Raw genomic sequence first — 16,639 nt, forward strand, 5'->3', positions numbered from 1 at the left:
GCCGGTCGTGGCGCTAGCGCTTGACCTTGGCCTCGACGGCCGTGTCGGGGTTGTCCGCGAACACGCCGTCGATGCCCTGCTTGAAGAACAGGTCGTACTCCTCGAAGGCCCGGCCGTACGCGGCCGGGTCGGTCGAGGAGCGGAAGTCCGCGGGCAGGAACGAGTTCTCGTTGCGGAACGTCCAGGAGTGCACGACCAGCCCTGTCCGGTGGGCGTCCTTCACGACGGTCGTCGGCGGCTTGAGGAAGCCGTTCGCGTCGCGCGGGATGATCAGGTCCTTGGTGAGGCCGACGCCGTCCGCGTACGAGCGGACCTCGCGCAGCCCGGCCGGGGTGACCAGGTCGGCGTAGGTGCGCTTGTCCCCGGCGGCGACGAAGTCGTACGGCGCACCCGAACCGTTGACGAGCTGCACGATGGGCACGCGCAGCGACCTGTTGAGCTCCTTGAGGTTCGCGACCTCGAACGACTGCACGAACACCTTGGCACTGCTCCGGTTGAGCCCGTTGCGGTTCAGGGTCTCGACGAGCTTCGGCTCCAGCGCGAGACCGATCGACTTGAAGTACGTCGGGTGCTTGGTCTCGGGGTAGATGCCGATCTCGCGGCGCAGCTCGCGGGACAGGCGCCTGGAGAGGTCGATGACCTCCTGCAGCGTCGGCACCTCGAAGCGGCCGTCGTAGAGCGTGTTGCGCGGGCGGATCGCCGGGATGCGTTCCTTGGCGCGCAACGTCTTCAGCTCGGCGAGCGTGAAGTCCTCGGTGAACCAGCCGGTGACCGCGACGCCGTCGATCGTCTTGGTCTTCTTCCGGTCGGCGAACTGCGGCTTGTCAGCGACGTTCGTCGTGCCACCGATCTCGTTCTCGTGCCGGGCGACCAGCTTGCCGTCCTTGGTGGGGACGAGGTCGGGCTCGATGAAGTCGGCTCCCATGCGCGCGGCGAGCTCGTAGGCCGCGAGCGTGTGCTCGGGCCGGTACGCCGAAGCGCCGCGGTGCCCGATGACGATCGGACCCTTGTCGTCGTGCGCGGAGGCGGAGGGCAGGGACGCCACCACCGCACCCGCGAACACGAGGACCACGGCGGCTAGCCCACGGGCCTTGAACCCTCTGGGATGCATCGTTCGACCTCCCGTTTCGTGTTGAGAGCGGAACCCAAGCATCGCAACACGAAATGCAGGTGAACGGTTACTCACGGGACAGTGCGGCTTCCTCCAGATCCAGCTCGCGCAGCACCCGGAACAGCACCTCGTCGTCGATCTCACCGGCGTCGCGGGCCTTGACGAACTCGTCACGTTCGGCGCTCAGCATCACCCGGCGCAGCCTGCGGTACGCGGCCGCGGGGCTCTCCTCCTCCTGCCGCCCGAGCCGTTCCCACGCGGCGTTGCCCCGGTGCTCGGCGAGCGATCGCAGCTGGTCCCGGACGTGGTCGGGTACCTCGTCGACCACCTCGTCGAGCCTCGTGACGGCCGCCTGCGCGGCCCGGTGCTGCACCTGCGCCTCGGCCAGCGCGTCCTCGCGGGCGTCGTCGCCCTCGAAGCCGATCTTGTTGATCACCCACGGCAACGTCAGGCCCTGCAGCAGCAGCGTCGCGACGGTGACCACGAACGCGCAGAACAGGATGATGTCGCGGCCGGGGACCTCCGCCGGCACCGCTGCCGCCGCGGCCAGCGTGACCACGCCGCGCATGCCGGCCCACGAGATCACCGTCACCTGCCCGAGGTGCGGCGGTCGCTCGCGCTCGCGCACGCGTTTCGACATGTACCTCGGGATGTAGGTGGCCGGGTACATCCAGACGAACCGGGCGAGGATCGCGGCGAGCAGCACGGCACCGGCGCCCAGCAGCAGCGCGGCGTCCAGGTCGACGTCCCGGATGATCGCGGACACCTGCAGGCCGATGAGTGCGAAGACGAACGCCTCCAGCAACGCGTCCAGCGCCTTCCAGACCGCGGCGTCCTGCAACCGGGTCGAGTAGCCGCCACGCGGCGAGTGGTGGCCGATGTAGAGCCCCGCGACGACGACCGCGAGCACACCGGAGACGTGCGCGACCTCCTCGGCGATCAGGTACGCGCCGAACGGCACCAGCAGTCCCAGCGCGGTCTCCAGCACGCCCTCGCAGAGCCGTCGGCGCAGGAACCTGACCACCACGCCGACGACCAGTCCGACCGCGATACCGCCGGCCGTGACCAGCAGGAACAGCCCGACACCCTCGACCGGGTGCATGGCCGCGCCCGCGGCGGCCGCCACCGCGACCTTGAACGCCGTGAGCGCGGTGGCGTCGTTGATCAGGCTCTCGCCGACCAGCAGCGTCATCGCGCGCCGTTGCAGGCCGAGCTTGCGCCCGATCGCGACGGCGGCGACCGCGTCCGGCGGTGCCACGACCGCGCCCAGCACCAGTGCCGCCGCGAACGGCAGGTCCGGGAACACCAGCTTCGCCGTGACCCCGACGACCAGCGTCGTGAACAGCACCAGCCCGACCGCGAGCAGCCCGATCGGCCGCAGGTTCGCGCGGATGTTGAGGTACGAGCTGTCCAGTGCCGCGCTGTAGAGCAGCGGGGGCAGCACCACCAGCAGGATCAGGTGGGGATCGAGCTCGAACTCCGGCACGCCCGGTATGAACGAGACCACGAGCCCGACGGCGACCAGCACCAGTGGCGCCGACCAGTTCAACCGGCGCGAGATGGCCGTGACGACCAACGCACCGAGGAGCAGCAGCAGAAGTTCAGGCCCGACCATGCGCTTATTTTGCGTAATGATGGAAGCCATGACCTGTTCGCACGTGGGTGCGCTGCCCCACTCGGTCACGCCGGAGTCGACGCAGGACTGCGTGGACTGCCTCGCCCTGGGCGAGCGCAACTGGGCTCACCTGCGGATGTGCCTGTCCTGCGGGCACGTGGCGTGCTGCGACTCGAGCCCTCACAAGCACGCGACCGCGCACTTCGGCGCGTCCCAGCATCCGGTCATGCGCTCGTTCGAGCCGGGCGAGGACTGGCGCTGGTGCTATGTGGACAGAACTGTCGTCTGAGCAGGCGGTCCGAGTCTTTGCAGTTCCTTTGGATTGATCCCCTGGGGCTGTGATCGCCCCCACAGTACGGTCGGTCCGTGGCCAACCCGGACCTCGCCCGCATCGTCGCGGAGCACGACGAGGAGATGCCGTCGCGTTCGCTCTCACCCAGGTGGGAGCGGGCGCTGTGGATCGCCGGCCTGCTGATCGCCCTCCTGGTGCTCAAGCAGGTGTTCTTCCCGTTCGCCAAGGGGAGCCAGTACTACCTGATCATCTTCCTGGCGGTGACGCTGCCGCTGGTGTTCCTCGCGTACGGCCGCGGGCACACGCCGCCGTGGTGGGACTGGGTGCTGGCCGGTCTGGCGTTCGTCGTGGGCGCCTACCCGCTGTTCGGAGGCTTCGACGAGTTCCTGAACCGGCAGGGCCAGCTCTCGACGCTCGACGTGATCGCGGGCTCGGTGCTGCTGGTCCTGATCCTGGAGGCCTGCCGCCGCACGACCGGGTGGGTGCTTCCGGTGGTGTGCCTGGCGTTCATCGCCTACGCCTACTACGGCGGGTTCCTGCCGCCTGCCTGGTCGATCTCGCACTCCGGCGTCGACTTCCCGCAGATCATCAACGGGTTCTTCAACGACGCCAGCGGGTTCTACGGGACGCCTTTGGACGTCGCCGCGACCTACATCGTGCTGTTCACGATCTACGGCGCCGTGCTGAACGCCTCCGGCGCGGGCAAGTTCTTCGTGGACGTCAGCTTCGCCGCGTTCCGCAAGTCGCGGACCGCGCCCGGACGCACCGCCGCGACCGCGGGCTTCCTGCTCGGCACGGTCTCCGGTTCCGGTACCGCGACGACCGTGTCGCTGGGCGCCGTGACGTGGCCGATGCTGCAGAAGGCCGGGTATCCCAAGGAGAACGCGGGCGGGCTGCTCGCGGCATCCGGCATCGGCGCGATCCTGTCGCCGCCCACGCTGGGCGCGGCGGCGTTCATCATCGCCGAGTACCTGCAGGTCTCGTACCTGGAGGTGCTGATCTGGGCGATCATCCCGACGCTGCTCTACTACCTGGGCATCGCGCTGGCCGTCGAGGCCGACGCGCGGCGGTTCGGTGCCCGTCCGGTCGACGTGGACGCGCCTCGGTTCTGGGACGTGCTGAAGCTCGGCTGGTACCACTTCCTGTCGCTCGGGATCATCATCGTGTTCCTGGCGCTGGACATCCCGGTCTACAAGGCCGTCGTGTACGCGACCGGTGTGGCCGCCCTGTTCGCGTTGATCAACCACCGGCGTGAGTGGCTCCGGCTGATCGCGGACGCGCTGTCGGTCGGCGTGCGCTCGGCGTTCCCGGTGATCGCGGTGTGCGCGGCCGCCGGCGTGGTGACGTCGACGATCACGAAGACCGGGCTGGGGCAAGCGCTTGCGGGGTCGTTGGTGGACCTCGCGTCGGTGTTGACCTCGGAACCCGTCGTGGTGCTGATGCTGACGGCGGTGCTCGCGGCCGTGGCGGTGTCGGTGCTCGGGCTCGCGGTGCCGGTGACGGCGTCGTTCATCATCTCGTGGGTCGTGATCGGCCCCGCGTTGATCACTCTGGGCGTCGAGCCTGCCGAGACCGCGATGTTCATCTTCTACTACGCGGTGCTGTCCGAGGTGACCCCGCCGACCGCACTCGCGGCCGTCGCGGCGGCGGCGCTGACCGGCGGCGACGTGATGAAGACGATGTGGCAGACGTGGAAGTACACGCTGCCCGCGTTCCTCGTGCCGCTGGCGTTCGTGCTGACCGACGCCGGCGCCTCCCTGCTGCTGCGCGGTCCGTTGCTCGACTCGGTGTGGGCGTTCGGAGCGTCCGCGCTGGGGGTGGCCGCCCTCGCCGTGCTGACGGGCGGCTGGTTGTTCGGTCCCGCGCGCTGGCCGGAACGCCTGCTGTGCGTGCCGGCCGCGTTGTTCCTGCTCTACCTGCAGCCGTTGACGATCGCCATCGGGGCCGGGTTCCTCGTGGTGGCCGTGGCGGTACACCTGGTGACCCGTAGGAGGGTTCGTGAAGCTGCATAAGTACGCGATCGGCGCGATCGCCTTGGCGCTCGTGGTCTCCGGGTGTGGCGGCAAGCGCACACCCACCACGCCGGACGCTTCGGGAGGCACTGCCTCCTGCGAGGCCTCGGACGGACGGATCACGATCGCGACCGGCAACTCCGGTGGCGTGTACTTCGTGGTCGGTGGTGGCCTGGCGAAGCTGATCTCCGACAACTCGAAGCTGAAGGCGTCGTCCGCCGAGACCGGTGCGTCGGTGCAGAACATCCAGCAGCTCGTCGCCGGCACCTACGACATCGCGTTCTCGCTGGCCGACACGGCCGCGGACGCCGTCAACGGCACGGGTGCGTTCAACGGCAAGAAGGAGAAGATCGCGGCGCTGACGCGGATCTACCCGAACTACACGCAGGTGCTCGTCCGGGCGGACTCCGGGATCAGCTCGATCGCGGACATGAAGGGCAAGCGGATCTCGACCGGATCGCCCAAGTCCGGTACCGAGGTCATCGCGGGCCGCCTGCTCAAGTCGGCGGGTCTCAACATCGACTCCGACGTGCAGGCCCAGCGGTTGGACCTGACCAAGACCGCGGACGGCATGAAGGACGGCAGCATCGACGGCCTGATCTGGTCAGGCGGTCTGCCGACGCCGCAGATCACGGACATCACCACGTCGCTGAAGGACAAGGTGAAGTTCGTCGACATCACCCCGCTGCTGCCCGAGATGAAGAAGATCAGCCCGGTGTACGACACGGCGCCGATCCCGGCGGCGACCTACGGGGTGGCCGAGGTGTCCACGATCGTGGTGCCGAACCTGCTGCTCGTGCGCGAGGACTTCGCGGCCGGCAACGCCTGCGCCGTGACCAAGCTGATCTTCGACAAGAAGGCTGACCTGGAGAAGGTCCATCCCGCCGTGAAGGACATCGCGAAGGACAAGGCATCGGCCACCGACCCCGTCCCGCTGCACCCTGGGGCGAAGCAGGCACTGGGCTGAACTACTCTGGGCTCTCGTGCGCGTCCTGGTCATCGGGTCTGGAGCCCGTGAGCATGCCCTTGTCCTCGCGTTGTCGCGCGACCCGAAGCTGACTGCCTTGGCGTGCGCGCCGGGCAACGCAGGCATAGCCGGGCACGCCGAGATCTGCGGTGTGGACGTGTCCGACGCTGCGGCCGTCGCCGGCCTCGCGAAGGAGTGGAAGGCCGATCTCGTCGTCGTCGGCCCCGAACAACCTCTGGTGGTCGGGGCCGCTGACGCGGTCCGGGCCCTCGGCATCCCGTGCTTCGGCCCGTCGAAGGCCGCCGCCTGCATCGAGGGGTCCAAGGCGTTCGCCAAGGACGTCATGAACGCGGCGGGGGTGCCGACGGCGCACAGCGAGGTCGTGGACAACCCGGCCCGTCTGGACGCCGCTCTCGGGCGCTTCGGCCCGACGTGGGTGGTCAAGGACGACGGTCTCGCCGCGGGCAAGGGCGTCGTGGTGACCTCGGACCTGGCGGCCGCTCGTGCGCACGCCATGACGTTGCTCGACGGCGGCCACCCGGTGCTGCTGGAGTCGTTCCTGGACGGTCCGGAGGTGTCGCTGTTCTGCGTCACCGACGGCGAGACCGTCGTGCCGCTGATCCCGGCGCAGGACTTCAAGCGCGTGGGCGACGGCGACGCGGGCCCCAACACCGGTGGCATGGGCGCCTACGCGCCGCTGCCGTGGGCGCCAGAAGGCCTGGTGTCCGAGATCGTGACGCGGTGCGTGCAGCCCGTCGTCGACGAGCTGCGCGCCCGTGAGACGCCGTTCGTCGGCCTGCTCTACGCGGGCCTCGCTCTGACGTCCAACGGCGTGCAGGTGATCGAGTTCAACTGCCGCTTCGGCGACCCGGAGACCCAGTCGGTCCTGGCGCTGCTGAAGTCCCCGATCTCGGCGTTGTTCCTGGCCGCCTCCACCGGTGAGCTCGCCTCGTTGCCCGCTCTGGAGTGGGAGAACGGCTACGCCGTGACGGTCGTGGTCGCGGCCGAGGGCTACCCGAACCGCCCGCGCACCGGCGACGTGATCACCGGCGCCGAGGCCGAGGGCGTCCTGCACGCGGGCACCCGCCGCCGTGAGGACGGTGCCGTGGTCTCCACCGGCGGCCGCGTCCTGTCCGTGGTGGGCACCGGCAAGTCGCTGTCGAAGGCCCGCGACCGCGCGTACAAGCGCATCGCGGACATCCACCTCACCGGCTCGCACCACCGCTCGGACATCGCGTCGAAGGCCATCGACGGGAAGATCACCCTGCCGTGAGCCTGCTGGGGTGCGTGCTGGGCGGGGCCGTCGGTGACGGCCTGGGCGCGCCGATCGAGTTCTCGTCGATCGACACGATCCGCCACCAGCACGGCCCCCTGGGCGTCGTCGACCTCCCCTCGCTGGAGATCACCGACGACACCCAGATGGTGCTCTTCACCCTGGAAGGCCTCCTGCTGGCCCGCCAGCACGGCGTGGACCCGTTGCTGACCGTGCGGGCCGCCTACGGGCGCTGGCTGCACACGCAGGGCGGCCCGCTGGTCGCCTCGGACGGCTGGCTGATGTCGGACCAGCGCCTGCACTCAAGGCGGGCGCCGGGCCACACGTGCATCACCGCGCTGAAGCACAACGAGAAGAACGACTCGAAGGGCTGCGGCGGCGTGATGCGAGCCGCACCCGTGGCCGTCTGGTCGTCCGACGTGCGCGAGGTCTTCACCCTGGCCGTCGGCACCGCTCAGATGACGCACCACCACCCGAGCGGCTACCTGTCCGCAGGAGCCCTGGCAGTGATCGTCCAGGCCCTGCTGGCCGGCTCGGACCTGGTGTCGGCCGTGGGCGTGGCCCGCGCGGAGCTCGTCCGCTGGGACGGCCACGAGGAGCAGACCTCGTTGCTGGACAAGGTGATGGGCCTCGGCCCGCTGACCCCGGAGGAGATCGCCTCCGAACTGGGCGGCGGCTGGGTGGGCGAGGAAGCCCTGGCCATCGGCCTGCACGCCGCACTGGTGGGCACGGACTTCGCGTCCGCGGTCCGTCTCGCCGTGAACCACTCGGGCGACAGCGACTCGACGGGTTCGATCTGCGGCAACATCCTCGGCGCCCGCGACGGCGTCACCGTGATCCCTGCGGACTGGCTTTCCGTCCTGGAACTACGAGACGTGATGGAACGCCTGGTCCTCAGCTGGTGACAGGGATCCACAACTCGGCAGTGGCCTGGTCGCCGTCGATCTGCGTGCGCAACATCGACGGCCCCTCGACACTCTCGTAGCTGTTGGACGGGAACCACTGCGTGTACACGTCACGCCACATGTACTGAATGGTCTCGGGATAGGGCCCACTCGCCGTGAACACGGCCCACGTGTTCTTGGGCACGTCGAGCGTCTCCATGTCCTCCGGCGCCTCCTGGCTGGTCACCACACCCTGGAAGTAGTCGAGCATGTCGCCTTCCTCGACCCCTTCCTGGTTGAAGGTGAGCGACAACATCCCGGCCGGCTCCCCGTCACCGAGCGCCTTCATCCGGTCGAGCGCCGGCATCCCGATGCCCTTGACGAACTCGACGATCGCGGGGTTCATCCCCAGGTGCACCAACGGCACCCGCGTCCCCCGTCCGACAACCCGGAACGCGTCCTTCTCAACAACCCGGTACTCCATGCTCGTACTCCCCTCCACAACAAGTCTGAACGTGAGAATCTGCTGCGACTGCAACGCCTTCTTGCTGGCCCGAGCCTCCTGAGGCCCAACCCCGTGCATGGCCTTGAAGGCCCGCGCAAAGGCCTCGTTGGACCCGTAGCCCCACCGGACGGCGATGTCGAGCAACGAACCCCGTCCACTGAGGACCTCGTTCGCCGCCTTGGTGAGCCGCCGCCGCCGGATGTACTCGCTCAGCGGAATCCCGGCGAGCGCGCTGAACATGCGGCGCAGGTGGTACTCGCTGGTTTCCGCGATGCGTGCAAGCACCTTGACGTCGACCTCGCCTTCGAGGTCGTCCTCGATGCGGGCCATGGCCTCGTTGAGTCGCTCTAGCACGTGGTCAAAGCTATGGGGCTGGACGCGGTCTCACCCGACTTGCTGTGCCCTGTTCGGTCGCCTTCCGAGCCTCGCGTTCTGTTGGGCGCATGGCGCCACCAGGTACGACACTGAGGGTGATGTGGAACCGACGAGGGGTGGTCTTCGTCCAACTACAGGTGCGTCTTACGTAGGCGTTGGTAGCCTGCGAAGCGGGACCGAACCGTTACCAACCGTACGGGGGTAGGACGTCGTGGCACAGGAGAACGTGGGGGCGGATGCCGTTCTCGGCGCCGCTGCGGGAGCGGCCGGTGGCGTGGCGGGCGTGGCTTTCAGCGCCTTGAAGGCCGCCAACTCGGTCATGGACCGGGTCTCGGAGAGCTTCGCGGGCGGTGGGACCCAGAAGTTCCGGGTCGAGAAGGACACCGTCCTTCAGGCGGGCAAGGTCGTCCACGACCAGTGGAGGCTGCTGGACGACGAGTACAAGGACAAGGCTGAGCTGCTGCGGATCAGGACCGCGAGCGGCGACAAGGTCACCGCGGACGTCGTCGAGGCCTGGAACGACCGACTGGTCATCAACGACGACTCGTACGGGAATCGGATCAAGGCGTACATCGATGCTTTGAAGAACCTCTCGGACCAGCTGAAGGCGTCTGCGCAGCAGTACGGTTTCACCGACGAAGAGATCTCCGCGACGTTCGGGCCGAAGTCGTGACTCTGAAGCTTTCTGCGCTGGCGACCGTGCTTGTCTGCGCGGCGGCGGTTTCGGCGTGCACGACCAGCGGTGAGAAGGGCAACCCCACCGCTGCGCCGCCGACGGGTTCGACCGGAAGCGATTCCGCGGGCACCCTGCCCGCGCGCCCGTCGAGCCTGAAGGTCGATTCCGTGGATGCTTGCAAGCTGCTCACGGCGGACCACATGAAGCAGATCGGGGTGGATGCCGCCGCCCCCCGGGAAATGGACCTGGTGGAAGGTCAGAAGTCACCGGGTTGCCGCTACTCGGGCGACGGAGGCTTCGGCTACACGGTGGGTGCGGTGACGCACAAAGGCGTGTCCTACTGGCTCGAGGGTGACGGCAACACCAACGGCAAGATCACAAAGGTCGCGGACTTCGGCGCGGTCGAGATCACGCTGAAGGGCGGCACCGGCTTCGACTGCTCGGTCGCGATCGACGTCGCCGATGGTCAGCAGCTGATGGTCAGCTACATCCCGACCACGACCTCGGAATCAAAAAAAGATCAATCCGTTCTGTGTGGAAATGCCGAAAAGGCCGCCGGGTTCGCGCTCGCGACACTGAAGACATTGAAGTGAGGGGGAGTCATGTCGGGTTATCGACAGCTGACTGACTGGAACTTCGACGGTTGGTCCAACGGGGAGCTCGCGAGCGAGGTCCAGAAGCTCTCGGGCAGCTCGATGGCCGCTCGGTTCAGCGAGGCCTCCGAGGCGTTGCGCTCGCTGGCGGGCACGCTGGAATCCGTCGACCAGACCATCCGGGACCAGCTCAAAGTCCTGAAGATCGACTGGGACGGCGCGGCCGGAAAGAAGAGCCAGGAGAAGACGGACGTTGTCGCCGCCGGTCTGGAGCAGAGCACCCAGGCGACGACCCAGAGCTCCCAGGCCATGACCCAGCAGGGCGAGAGCACCAGCCAGGCCCGCCACAGCACCCCGCCGCCGCAGGACCTGCGTGGGGACACCGAGCAGAACTTCGGCGACAAGGTCGGTGGCTTCTTCGGCATCGAGACCGACCACGCCAAGGAGGTCGCGGCGACCAACGCGGCCCGTCAGCAGGCCATCGACAGCCTGAACGGCTATGTCAACGGCAGCCAGAATTCGCTCAACGGTTTCCGCGCGCCGAACACGCCGCCGGACATCGTCGTGGCCAGTGGCGCGGTCGCCCCCTCCGTCGGCTCTCCGGTCGGCATGCCCACCGGTGGCCCTCCCGGCATCACCGGCGGCGGCCCCGGCTACACCGGTGGCCCAGGCACCCCCGGCTCCCCGGGCTTCACCGGCACCCCGGGCCTGACCCCGGGCGCCCCGGGCAACACCACCGGCGTCCTCCCCGGCGCCAACACCGGCACCCCGGTCGCAGCCGGCCTCGGCCTGCCCAAGCCCTCCGGTGTCCCGTCGTTCGGCACGGCAGCCGCGGCGCTCGGGGCTGCTGGTCTCGCCGGCGGCGCGACTGGTGCTCGTGGTGCGCAGGTGGTCGGCGGCGGACGTGGTCCGAGCCAGGCCCCCAAGACGCCCATCGCGCCCACCGGTCCCAAGGGTGCGCCCAGCACGATCGGTGGCGGCAAGTCCGGCGCCGGCGGTGCAGGTGCTGGTGCCGGCGGTACCGGTGCGGCCGGCAAGGGACCGGGCGGTGCTATGACGCCCGGCGGTGCCAGTGGCGTCGGGCCCGAGGCCGGTCGTGGTGGTGCTGCGGCTGCGGGCAAGGGTGGTGTGGCCGGCAAGGGCGGCGGTTCGCTCATGTCGCCCGCTGCCAGTGCTGCCAGGGGTGAGGGCGAGGAGGACGGCGAGCACGTGCGCAAGTACGGCGTCGACTCCGACGAGATGTTCGGTGATGACCGCATGGTGGTTCAGTCCGTCATCGGCGAAGACCCGAAGGACAAGTAGATCCCTTGAGCTCACCAGGTTCTGTGGTTCTGTCCACAGTGGAGTTCGCCGTGGTCTGGGAGGCGCAACGCCTCCCGGCCGCGCACGTCGCGCTGGACACGCGGATCCCCTCCATCACCCACACCGAGAAGTCCGAGGTGGTGAAGCGGGCCTGGGAGTCGTTGGAGGCGCGCGGTCTCGCCCGCAACGGGCGGGTCGTGCCCGAGCTCGCGGACGGGTTCGCGTTGCTCGCGAACCACCAGGTGTCGATCGACCTGTGGATCTGGGCCGACCGGCAGATCAGCGGGCTCGCGGCGGCCATCGGGGACGAGGCGATCCTGGCGGTGCAGGATCGTGACGAGATGTGGTTGATCGAGGCCCGTGGCACGGCGCTCGCCGAGGCCGCGGTGTCGGTGGCCGGGGAGATGCGCTCCGGGTTCGGGCGGTCGATCAGCATGCCGTACGACGAGCTCGTGGCCGCGGCCAAGAACGTCGGGCTCGACGCGCAGCGGATGATCACCATGCTGGAGCGGCAGGGAATGCGGCTCGGTGACGCCCAGGAGCTCGCCGGAATGCTCGACGGCATGTCCACGCGCGGGCAGTTCGGAGTGCAGCGCAACGGGCGGCGCGCCAATCGTGTCGTTTCCTTCCACGACACGCACAACGGGCGTTATCTCCGTCAGCTCAAGCCGAGTAGCGACGGGCGTCAGTGGTGCACGATCACGCCGGTCGACAACCATCGGTTGGCCGGGTCGATCTGGGAGCTCTTGCAAGAAGTCTGATCACGGAACCCCCGAACGTGCCCGCCCGTCGAACTCGACGGGCGGGCATCGTCGTCTCGAAAGAGCGAATCGGCGCACTGCCTGGTGCGATTCGTTCTAAGGTCGATGGGTAGACGTTGAGGGGGTAGGCCAGCATGGCTGCGACGAAGTTCAACACTGAAGCCATGGAACAGTGCCGAACGACCGTGAGCAGTCAGGCCGGACAATTCGGCGCGATCGGTGACGGCTTTTCCGGCCAGTACGGCAATCCGGACATTTTCGGAAAACTCGGCTCTTCCGGCGCTATCTCCGGTGCGGTGTCCGCAATGGACCAAGCGGGCGCGCAGGAGTTCGAGGCGGCCGAGAAAGTGCTGCGCAAGGCGGAAAGCTCACTCGACAAGATCCAGACCGAAGTCGCGGACGTCGAGGAGACCAACAAGAACTCGCTGAGGATGGTCTGACGTGAGCGCGATGGACGAGGTCGCGGCGCTGCCCGGTGGCGCGGAACTGGCGGCGCTCGCGGACAAGGTCGAGACCGCGCAACCCCAGGCCGTGCGCGACATCGCGAACCGCTGGAAACAGGCGGCAGGCAAGTGCGGCGACCAGACGAACGCCCTGCAGCGCTCCGTCACGCAGCTCGAGGGCGCCTGGGAGGGCAAGTCCGCCGACGGGTTCGTCGCCTACATGACCACCGTGACGAAGTGCGGCACCTCGATGGCCGAAGCGCTCAACAACGCCGCGGCCGACCTGGAGGCGGCCGCTGGTGCGCTGGAGACCGCGAAGACCTCGATGAGCCGCATCTGCGAGAACCTCCTCAGCCGCGCCCGGCAGACTCGCCAGCAGCTCCACAACCAGCCGCAGGAAGACGTCGACAGCATCATCCGCGGCTACTGCGCCGAGGCCACCAGCGACGCGAACCCCGTTGTCTCCCAAGCGGAAAGCGCGGTGAACGCCGCCGCCGGAACGCTGAAGGGCCGCCCCGGCGCGCTGACCCCGAAGTTCTCGACGCTCCAGGACCCGGTCACCGAGTCCTTCACCCCGGCCCCGGGCAAGCCCGTCGAGTGGGCCCCGACCCCGCCGCCCGACGAGTCGACGAAGCCTTCGTCCACATCGGACCCGAAGCCCGCACCCGCCACGCCCCAGCACGGAGGCGGCGGTGGTGGAGGTGGCGGCGGCGCATCCGGAGGCGGCGGTGGCGGCGGAGGTGGTGAGGGCGGCGGCATGGGCGGCCTCGGCTCCAGCGGCGGCCCGCCCTCGGGCAGCCCGCCGCCCGGCAACGTCGAGGAGTGGATCCGCGAGGCCATCAAGATCCTCCAGGCCGCCGGGATCCCGGTCACCGACGAGAACATCGACGAGATCTGGAAGATCATCGAGAAGGAGTCGAGCGGCAACCCGCACGCCATCAACCTCTGGGACTCCAACGCCCAGGCCGGCACGCCCTCCAAGGGCCTCATGCAGTGCATCGACTCGACGTTCAACGCGCACAAGCTGCCCGGCCACGACGACATCTGGAACCCGATCGACAACATCGTCGCGGGCGTCCGCTACACGTTCTCGCGCTACGGCGGCTTCGAAGGCCACCCCGGCCTGAAGGCGATGTCCCAGGGCGGTGGCTACCAGGGGTACTGACCTGCGGTTAGCCTGACGGCATGCTGACCGTGGCCGCCCGCGCCGACGTCCCGCCCTTCCACGTCATGGACGTGCTGTCCGCCGCCGCTCTCAGGCAGCGGACGCACGGTGACGTGATCTCCCTGGCCGCGGGCCAGCCGTCGAGCCCCGCACCGCGCCCGGTGCGGGAGGCCGCCGCACGGGCCCTGGAGAACCACGCGCTGGGCTACACCGAGCAGCTGGGGATCCCCGAGCTGCGGCAGGCCATCGCCGGGCACTACCGGCGGCAGTACGACCTGGACGTGAGCGCGGACGACGTCGTGGTCACCACGGGGTCGTCGGGGGCGTTCACGCTGGCGTTCCTGGCCGCCTTCGACGCCGGTGACAGGGTTGCGCTGGCCCGGCCCGGCTACCCGGCCTACCGGAACATCCTGAAGGCCCTGGGGTGTGAGGTCGTCGAACTGCCGTGCGGCCCGGAGACGCGGTTCCAGCCCACGGTCGAGATGCTCGATCCGGGGCTCAAGGGCGTGATCGTGGCCAGCCCCGCCAACCCGACCGGGACGACGGCCGACGTCGAGCCCATCGCCCAGTGGTGTGCCGCCAACGGGGTCCAGCTCATCAGCGACGAGATCTACCACGGCATCAGCTACGGCGAGCCCCTCCGGTGCGCCTGGGAGACCAGCCGGGACGCGATCGTCGTCAACTCCTTCTCCAAGGCGTTCGCCATGACCGGCTGGCGGCTCGGGTGGATGCTGCTGCCAGAACGGCTGCGCAGGGCCGTGGACTGCCTGACGGGCAACTTCACGCTCTGCCCGCCCGCGCTGGCGCAGTACGCGGCCGTCGCGGCGTTCGAGGAGGAGTCGTACGCGGAGACGGCCGGGCACCTCGAGCGGTACCGGGTGAACCGGGACCTGCTGGTGAAGGGGCTGACGGATCTCGGCATCGACCGGCTGGCTCCCGCGGACGGGGCGTTCTACGTCTACGCGGACGTGCGGCACCTGACGGACGACTCGATGGGGTTCTGCAAGAAGCTGCTCGCCGACACCGGCGTGGCGATCGTGCCCGGGATCGACTTCGACCCCGTGGACGGTCACCACTTCGTGCGGATGTCGTTCGCGGGGTCGACGGAGGACGTCGAGGAGGCCCTGCGGCGCCTGAAGGCCTGGCTCTAGAGCGCCGAAGCAACAAAACCGGCCGGCCGGACGTTCACAGTTCGAGGAAGGGGAGGTCCTATGTGGGCGATCATCGGGTGGCTGGTGGCGATCTGGATCGTGCTGGCCGTCGTCGGAGCCGTGGTGAAAGGCCTTTTCTGGCTCGCTGTGATTGGAGGACTACTCCTCGCAGGCACGGCGGCTTACGGTGCGATCAAATCCAAGCGATGAGTCTGGATTAATGCGAACGCACCACTCACCATGAGGCGGTGTTGTTAGCCAACGAGGCCCGCCTCGAGCGGTGGGAGCGGAAGGTCGAGTGGCCGTTGACGGCACTCGCCGGAGTGTTTCTTGCCGCCTACGCGTGGCAGGTCTTCGACGATCACGGGGCGATGCACGTGCCTCTGGAGATCGCGTTGTGGCTGATCTGGGCGTTGTTCGCGGCGGATTTCATCACCAGGATCACGTTGGCGCAGAACAAGCTGAAGTTCCTGCGAACCCATCTTTTCGATCTTGCCGCGGTTGTTCTGCCGATGGTGCGGCAGCTCAGGGTGCTCAGGCTGATCACGGTTCTCACGCTGCTGAACAAGAAGTTCCAGCACAAGATCAGGCAACGCGTCAGCATTTACGTCGCGGGCGTGACGGCAATCGTCGCTTTTTGCGCGAGCCTTGCCGTGCTGGACGCGGAAAGGCACGCGGAGAACGCCAGCATCACCACGTTCGGCGACGCGCTGTGGTGGACGCTGACCACCATGTCGACGGTCGGCTACGGCGACCGCTACCCCGTCACGGGTGAGGGGCGGCTCGTCGCGGGGCTGCTCATGGTCGGCGGCATCGCGCTGCTCGGTGTCATCACCGGCACGATCGCCAGCTGGCTCGTGGAGAAGCTGCGCGGTGTCGAGGAAGCAGAGCTCGAGACCGCGCAGGAGCTCCGGAACCTAAGGACCGAGATCGCCGAACTCCGCAAGGAGCTCGGCGCGCGCAGTGGCGGCTGACGTCCACAGGCGCGCGTCCCAGCCCGCGATCAACGCACCCTCCACGTTGGACAGCCGGTCGTCGAAGAAGATCAGGTCCGACGACCCGATCACCTCCGCCGCACGCGCCCAGATCGCCGCGTCCGGCTTCGCGCACCCGAGGTCACCCGAGAAGATCAGGTGCCGGAAGTGCTTGGCCCACGGGGTCTTCTCGGCCAGGCGCCCGAACGTCGACGGAGCGTTCGACAGCAACGCGAGCGGAACCCCTGAAGCCGACAGGTCCTCGATCAGCGCGACGGTCTCCAGCACCGGGTCGTCGAGCCAGCCCGCGTTGTCCATCGCGGTCAGCTCGCGCACGAGCACGTCGTCGAGCGGCACGCCCAGCGCGGAACCGATCCGCCCCCAGTAGTCGGCGTCGGACCCGCCCCGGTCGTACGCGTCGCGGTCCCAGTACACGGTCTCGAACGCCTCGAACGACACCCCCAGCCGAGCCGCCATCGCGGGTCGTGCCGGGTTCCTCTGGCTGATGACCTCGCCGAAGTCGAACACGATCCAGCGCAT

Annotated in this window: 18 protein-coding genes; 14 read left to right on the top strand and 4 right to left on the bottom strand. The window is 68.6% G+C overall.

Annotated elements, in window-relative coordinates:
* Positions 1-13: 13 nt before the first annotated feature.
* The gene (locus ACWF7A_RS12740) at positions 14-1,111 is read right to left on the bottom strand and encodes a glycerophosphodiester phosphodiesterase (RefSeq protein ID WP_452250569.1); all 1,098 of its coding nucleotides are present in this window, start codon (positions 1,109-1,111) and stop codon (positions 14-16) included.
* A 67-nt stretch (positions 1,112-1,178) separates the two neighbouring features.
* The gene (locus ACWF7A_RS12745) at positions 1,179-2,726 is read right to left on the bottom strand and encodes a Na+/H+ antiporter (RefSeq protein ID WP_452250570.1); all 1,548 of its coding nucleotides are present in this window, start codon (positions 2,724-2,726) and stop codon (positions 1,179-1,181) included.
* Between the two features lie 28 nt (positions 2,727-2,754).
* Here ACWF7A_RS12745 and ACWF7A_RS12750 point away from each other — a divergent pair, with 28 nt between their 5' ends.
* The 5 genes from ACWF7A_RS12750 to ACWF7A_RS12770 all read left to right on the top strand — a co-directional run bounded on the left by ACWF7A_RS12750 (position 2,755) and on the right by ACWF7A_RS12770 (position 8,175).
* Entirely contained in the window at positions 2,755-3,015 is a 261-nt protein-coding gene (locus ACWF7A_RS12750) for a UBP-type zinc finger domain-containing protein (RefSeq protein WP_452250571.1), read from the top strand.
* A gap of 125 nt (positions 3,016-3,140) precedes the next feature.
* Positions 3,141-5,030, top strand: coding sequence for a TRAP transporter permease (locus ACWF7A_RS12755; protein ID WP_452250671.1), 1,890 nt, complete (start codon positions 3,141-3,143; stop codon positions 5,028-5,030).
* Positions 5,017-5,997, top strand: a complete 981-nt coding sequence (locus ACWF7A_RS12760; protein WP_452250572.1) for a TAXI family TRAP transporter solute-binding subunit — start codon at positions 5,017-5,019, stop codon at positions 5,995-5,997. Before ACWF7A_RS12755 ends, ACWF7A_RS12760 begins: the two co-directional genes overlap by 14 nt.
* 16 nt (positions 5,998-6,013) lie before the next feature.
* Positions 6,014-7,270 carry a phosphoribosylamine--glycine ligase gene (gene purD, locus ACWF7A_RS12765; protein ID WP_452250573.1) on the top strand — a complete coding sequence of 419 codons (1,257 nt, stop codon included), beginning with the start codon at positions 6,014-6,016 and terminating at the stop codon, positions 7,268-7,270.
* Positions 7,267-8,175, top strand: a complete 909-nt coding sequence (locus ACWF7A_RS12770) for an ADP-ribosylglycohydrolase family protein (protein ID WP_452250574.1) — start codon at positions 7,267-7,269, stop codon at positions 8,173-8,175. The genes purD and ACWF7A_RS12770 overlap by 4 nt, the downstream gene beginning before the upstream one ends.
* On the opposite strand, the gene ACWF7A_RS12775 is transcribed toward ACWF7A_RS12770, so the two are convergent.
* Positions 8,165-9,013 (bottom strand): AraC family transcriptional regulator, encoded by an 849-nt coding sequence (locus tag ACWF7A_RS12775; protein ID WP_452250575.1) that lies wholly within the window; start codon positions 9,011-9,013, stop codon positions 8,165-8,167. The genes ACWF7A_RS12770 and ACWF7A_RS12775 overlap by 11 nt on opposite strands.
* Before the next feature lie 232 nt (positions 9,014-9,245).
* Here ACWF7A_RS12775 and ACWF7A_RS12780 point away from each other — a divergent pair, with 232 nt between their 5' ends.
* The 9 genes from ACWF7A_RS12780 (at position 9,246) to ACWF7A_RS12820 (ending at position 16,099) form a co-directional block, all read left to right on the top strand.
* Positions 9,246-9,707: a hypothetical protein gene (locus ACWF7A_RS12780; RefSeq protein ID WP_452250576.1), complete on the top strand. Its 462-nt coding sequence runs from the start codon at positions 9,246-9,248 to the stop codon at positions 9,705-9,707.
* Positions 9,704-10,303 carry a DUF3558 domain-containing protein gene (locus tag ACWF7A_RS12785; protein WP_452250577.1) on the top strand — a complete coding sequence of 200 codons (600 nt, stop codon included), beginning with the start codon at positions 9,704-9,706 and terminating at the stop codon, positions 10,301-10,303. Before ACWF7A_RS12780 ends, ACWF7A_RS12785 begins: the two co-directional genes overlap by 4 nt.
* A gap of 9 nt (positions 10,304-10,312) precedes the next feature.
* Positions 10,313-11,605, top strand: a complete 1,293-nt coding sequence (locus tag ACWF7A_RS12790) for a PPE domain-containing protein (RefSeq protein WP_452250578.1) — start codon at positions 10,313-10,315, stop codon at positions 11,603-11,605.
* 38 nt (positions 11,606-11,643) lie between these two features.
* Positions 11,644-12,366, top strand: coding sequence for an ESX secretion-associated protein EspG (locus tag ACWF7A_RS12795; protein ID WP_452250579.1), 723 nt, complete (start codon positions 11,644-11,646; stop codon positions 12,364-12,366).
* A gap of 134 nt (positions 12,367-12,500) precedes the next feature.
* Positions 12,501-12,806 (top strand): hypothetical protein, encoded by a 306-nt coding sequence (locus ACWF7A_RS12800; protein WP_452250580.1) that lies wholly within the window; start codon positions 12,501-12,503, stop codon positions 12,804-12,806.
* Position 12,807: 1 nt separating this feature from the next.
* Entirely contained in the window at positions 12,808-13,974 is a 1,167-nt protein-coding gene (locus ACWF7A_RS12805) for a transglycosylase SLT domain-containing protein (protein ID WP_452250581.1), read from the top strand.
* Between the two features lie 20 nt (positions 13,975-13,994).
* Positions 13,995-15,125: a pyridoxal phosphate-dependent aminotransferase gene (locus ACWF7A_RS12810; RefSeq protein WP_452250582.1), complete on the top strand. Its 1,131-nt coding sequence runs from the start codon at positions 13,995-13,997 to the stop codon at positions 15,123-15,125.
* A 60-nt stretch (positions 15,126-15,185) separates the two neighbouring features.
* Positions 15,186-15,335, top strand: coding sequence for a hypothetical protein (locus ACWF7A_RS12815; protein WP_166049133.1), 150 nt, complete (start codon positions 15,186-15,188; stop codon positions 15,333-15,335).
* Between the two features lie 38 nt (positions 15,336-15,373).
* Positions 15,374-16,099, top strand: a complete 726-nt coding sequence (locus ACWF7A_RS12820) for a potassium channel family protein (protein ID WP_452250583.1) — start codon at positions 15,374-15,376, stop codon at positions 16,097-16,099.
* Here the strand turns inward: ACWF7A_RS12820 and ACWF7A_RS12825 are convergent.
* Complete coding sequence (locus ACWF7A_RS12825; RefSeq protein WP_452250584.1) at positions 16,043-16,639, bottom strand: HAD family hydrolase; 597 nt, start codon at positions 16,637-16,639, stop codon at positions 16,043-16,045. The two genes, ACWF7A_RS12820 and ACWF7A_RS12825, sit on opposite strands and share 57 nt — an antisense overlap.

This window comes from Lentzea sp. NPDC055074, assembly GCF_053608005.1.

Excerpts from the sequence above, each read along its gene's own strand:
- ACWF7A_RS12740 (WP_452250569.1), bottom strand. The coding sequence starts at position 1,111 with ATGCATCCCAGAGGGTTCAAGGCCCGTGGGCTAGCCGCCGTGGTCCTC.
- ACWF7A_RS12745 (WP_452250570.1), bottom strand. The coding sequence starts at position 2,726 with ATGGTCGGGCCTGAACTTCTGCTGCTGCTCCTCGGTGCGTTGGTCGTC.
- ACWF7A_RS12750 (WP_452250571.1), top strand. The coding sequence starts at position 2,755 with ATGACCTGTTCGCACGTGGGTGCGCTGCCCCACTCGGTCACGCCGGAG.
- ACWF7A_RS12755 (WP_452250671.1), top strand. The coding sequence starts at position 3,141 with ATGCCGTCGCGTTCGCTCTCACCCAGGTGGGAGCGGGCGCTGTGGATC.
- ACWF7A_RS12790 (WP_452250578.1), top strand. The coding sequence starts at position 10,313 with ATGTCGGGTTATCGACAGCTGACTGACTGGAACTTCGACGGTTGGTCC.
- ACWF7A_RS12800 (WP_452250580.1), top strand. The coding sequence starts at position 12,501 with ATGGCTGCGACGAAGTTCAACACTGAAGCCATGGAACAGTGCCGAACG.
- ACWF7A_RS12810 (WP_452250582.1), top strand. The coding sequence starts at position 13,995 with ATGCTGACCGTGGCCGCCCGCGCCGACGTCCCGCCCTTCCACGTCATG.
- ACWF7A_RS12815 (WP_166049133.1), top strand. The coding sequence starts at position 15,186 with ATGTGGGCGATCATCGGGTGGCTGGTGGCGATCTGGATCGTGCTGGCC.
- ACWF7A_RS12825 (WP_452250584.1), bottom strand. The coding sequence starts at position 16,639 with ATGCGCTGGATCGTGTTCGACTTCGGCGAGGTCATCAGCCAGAGGAAC.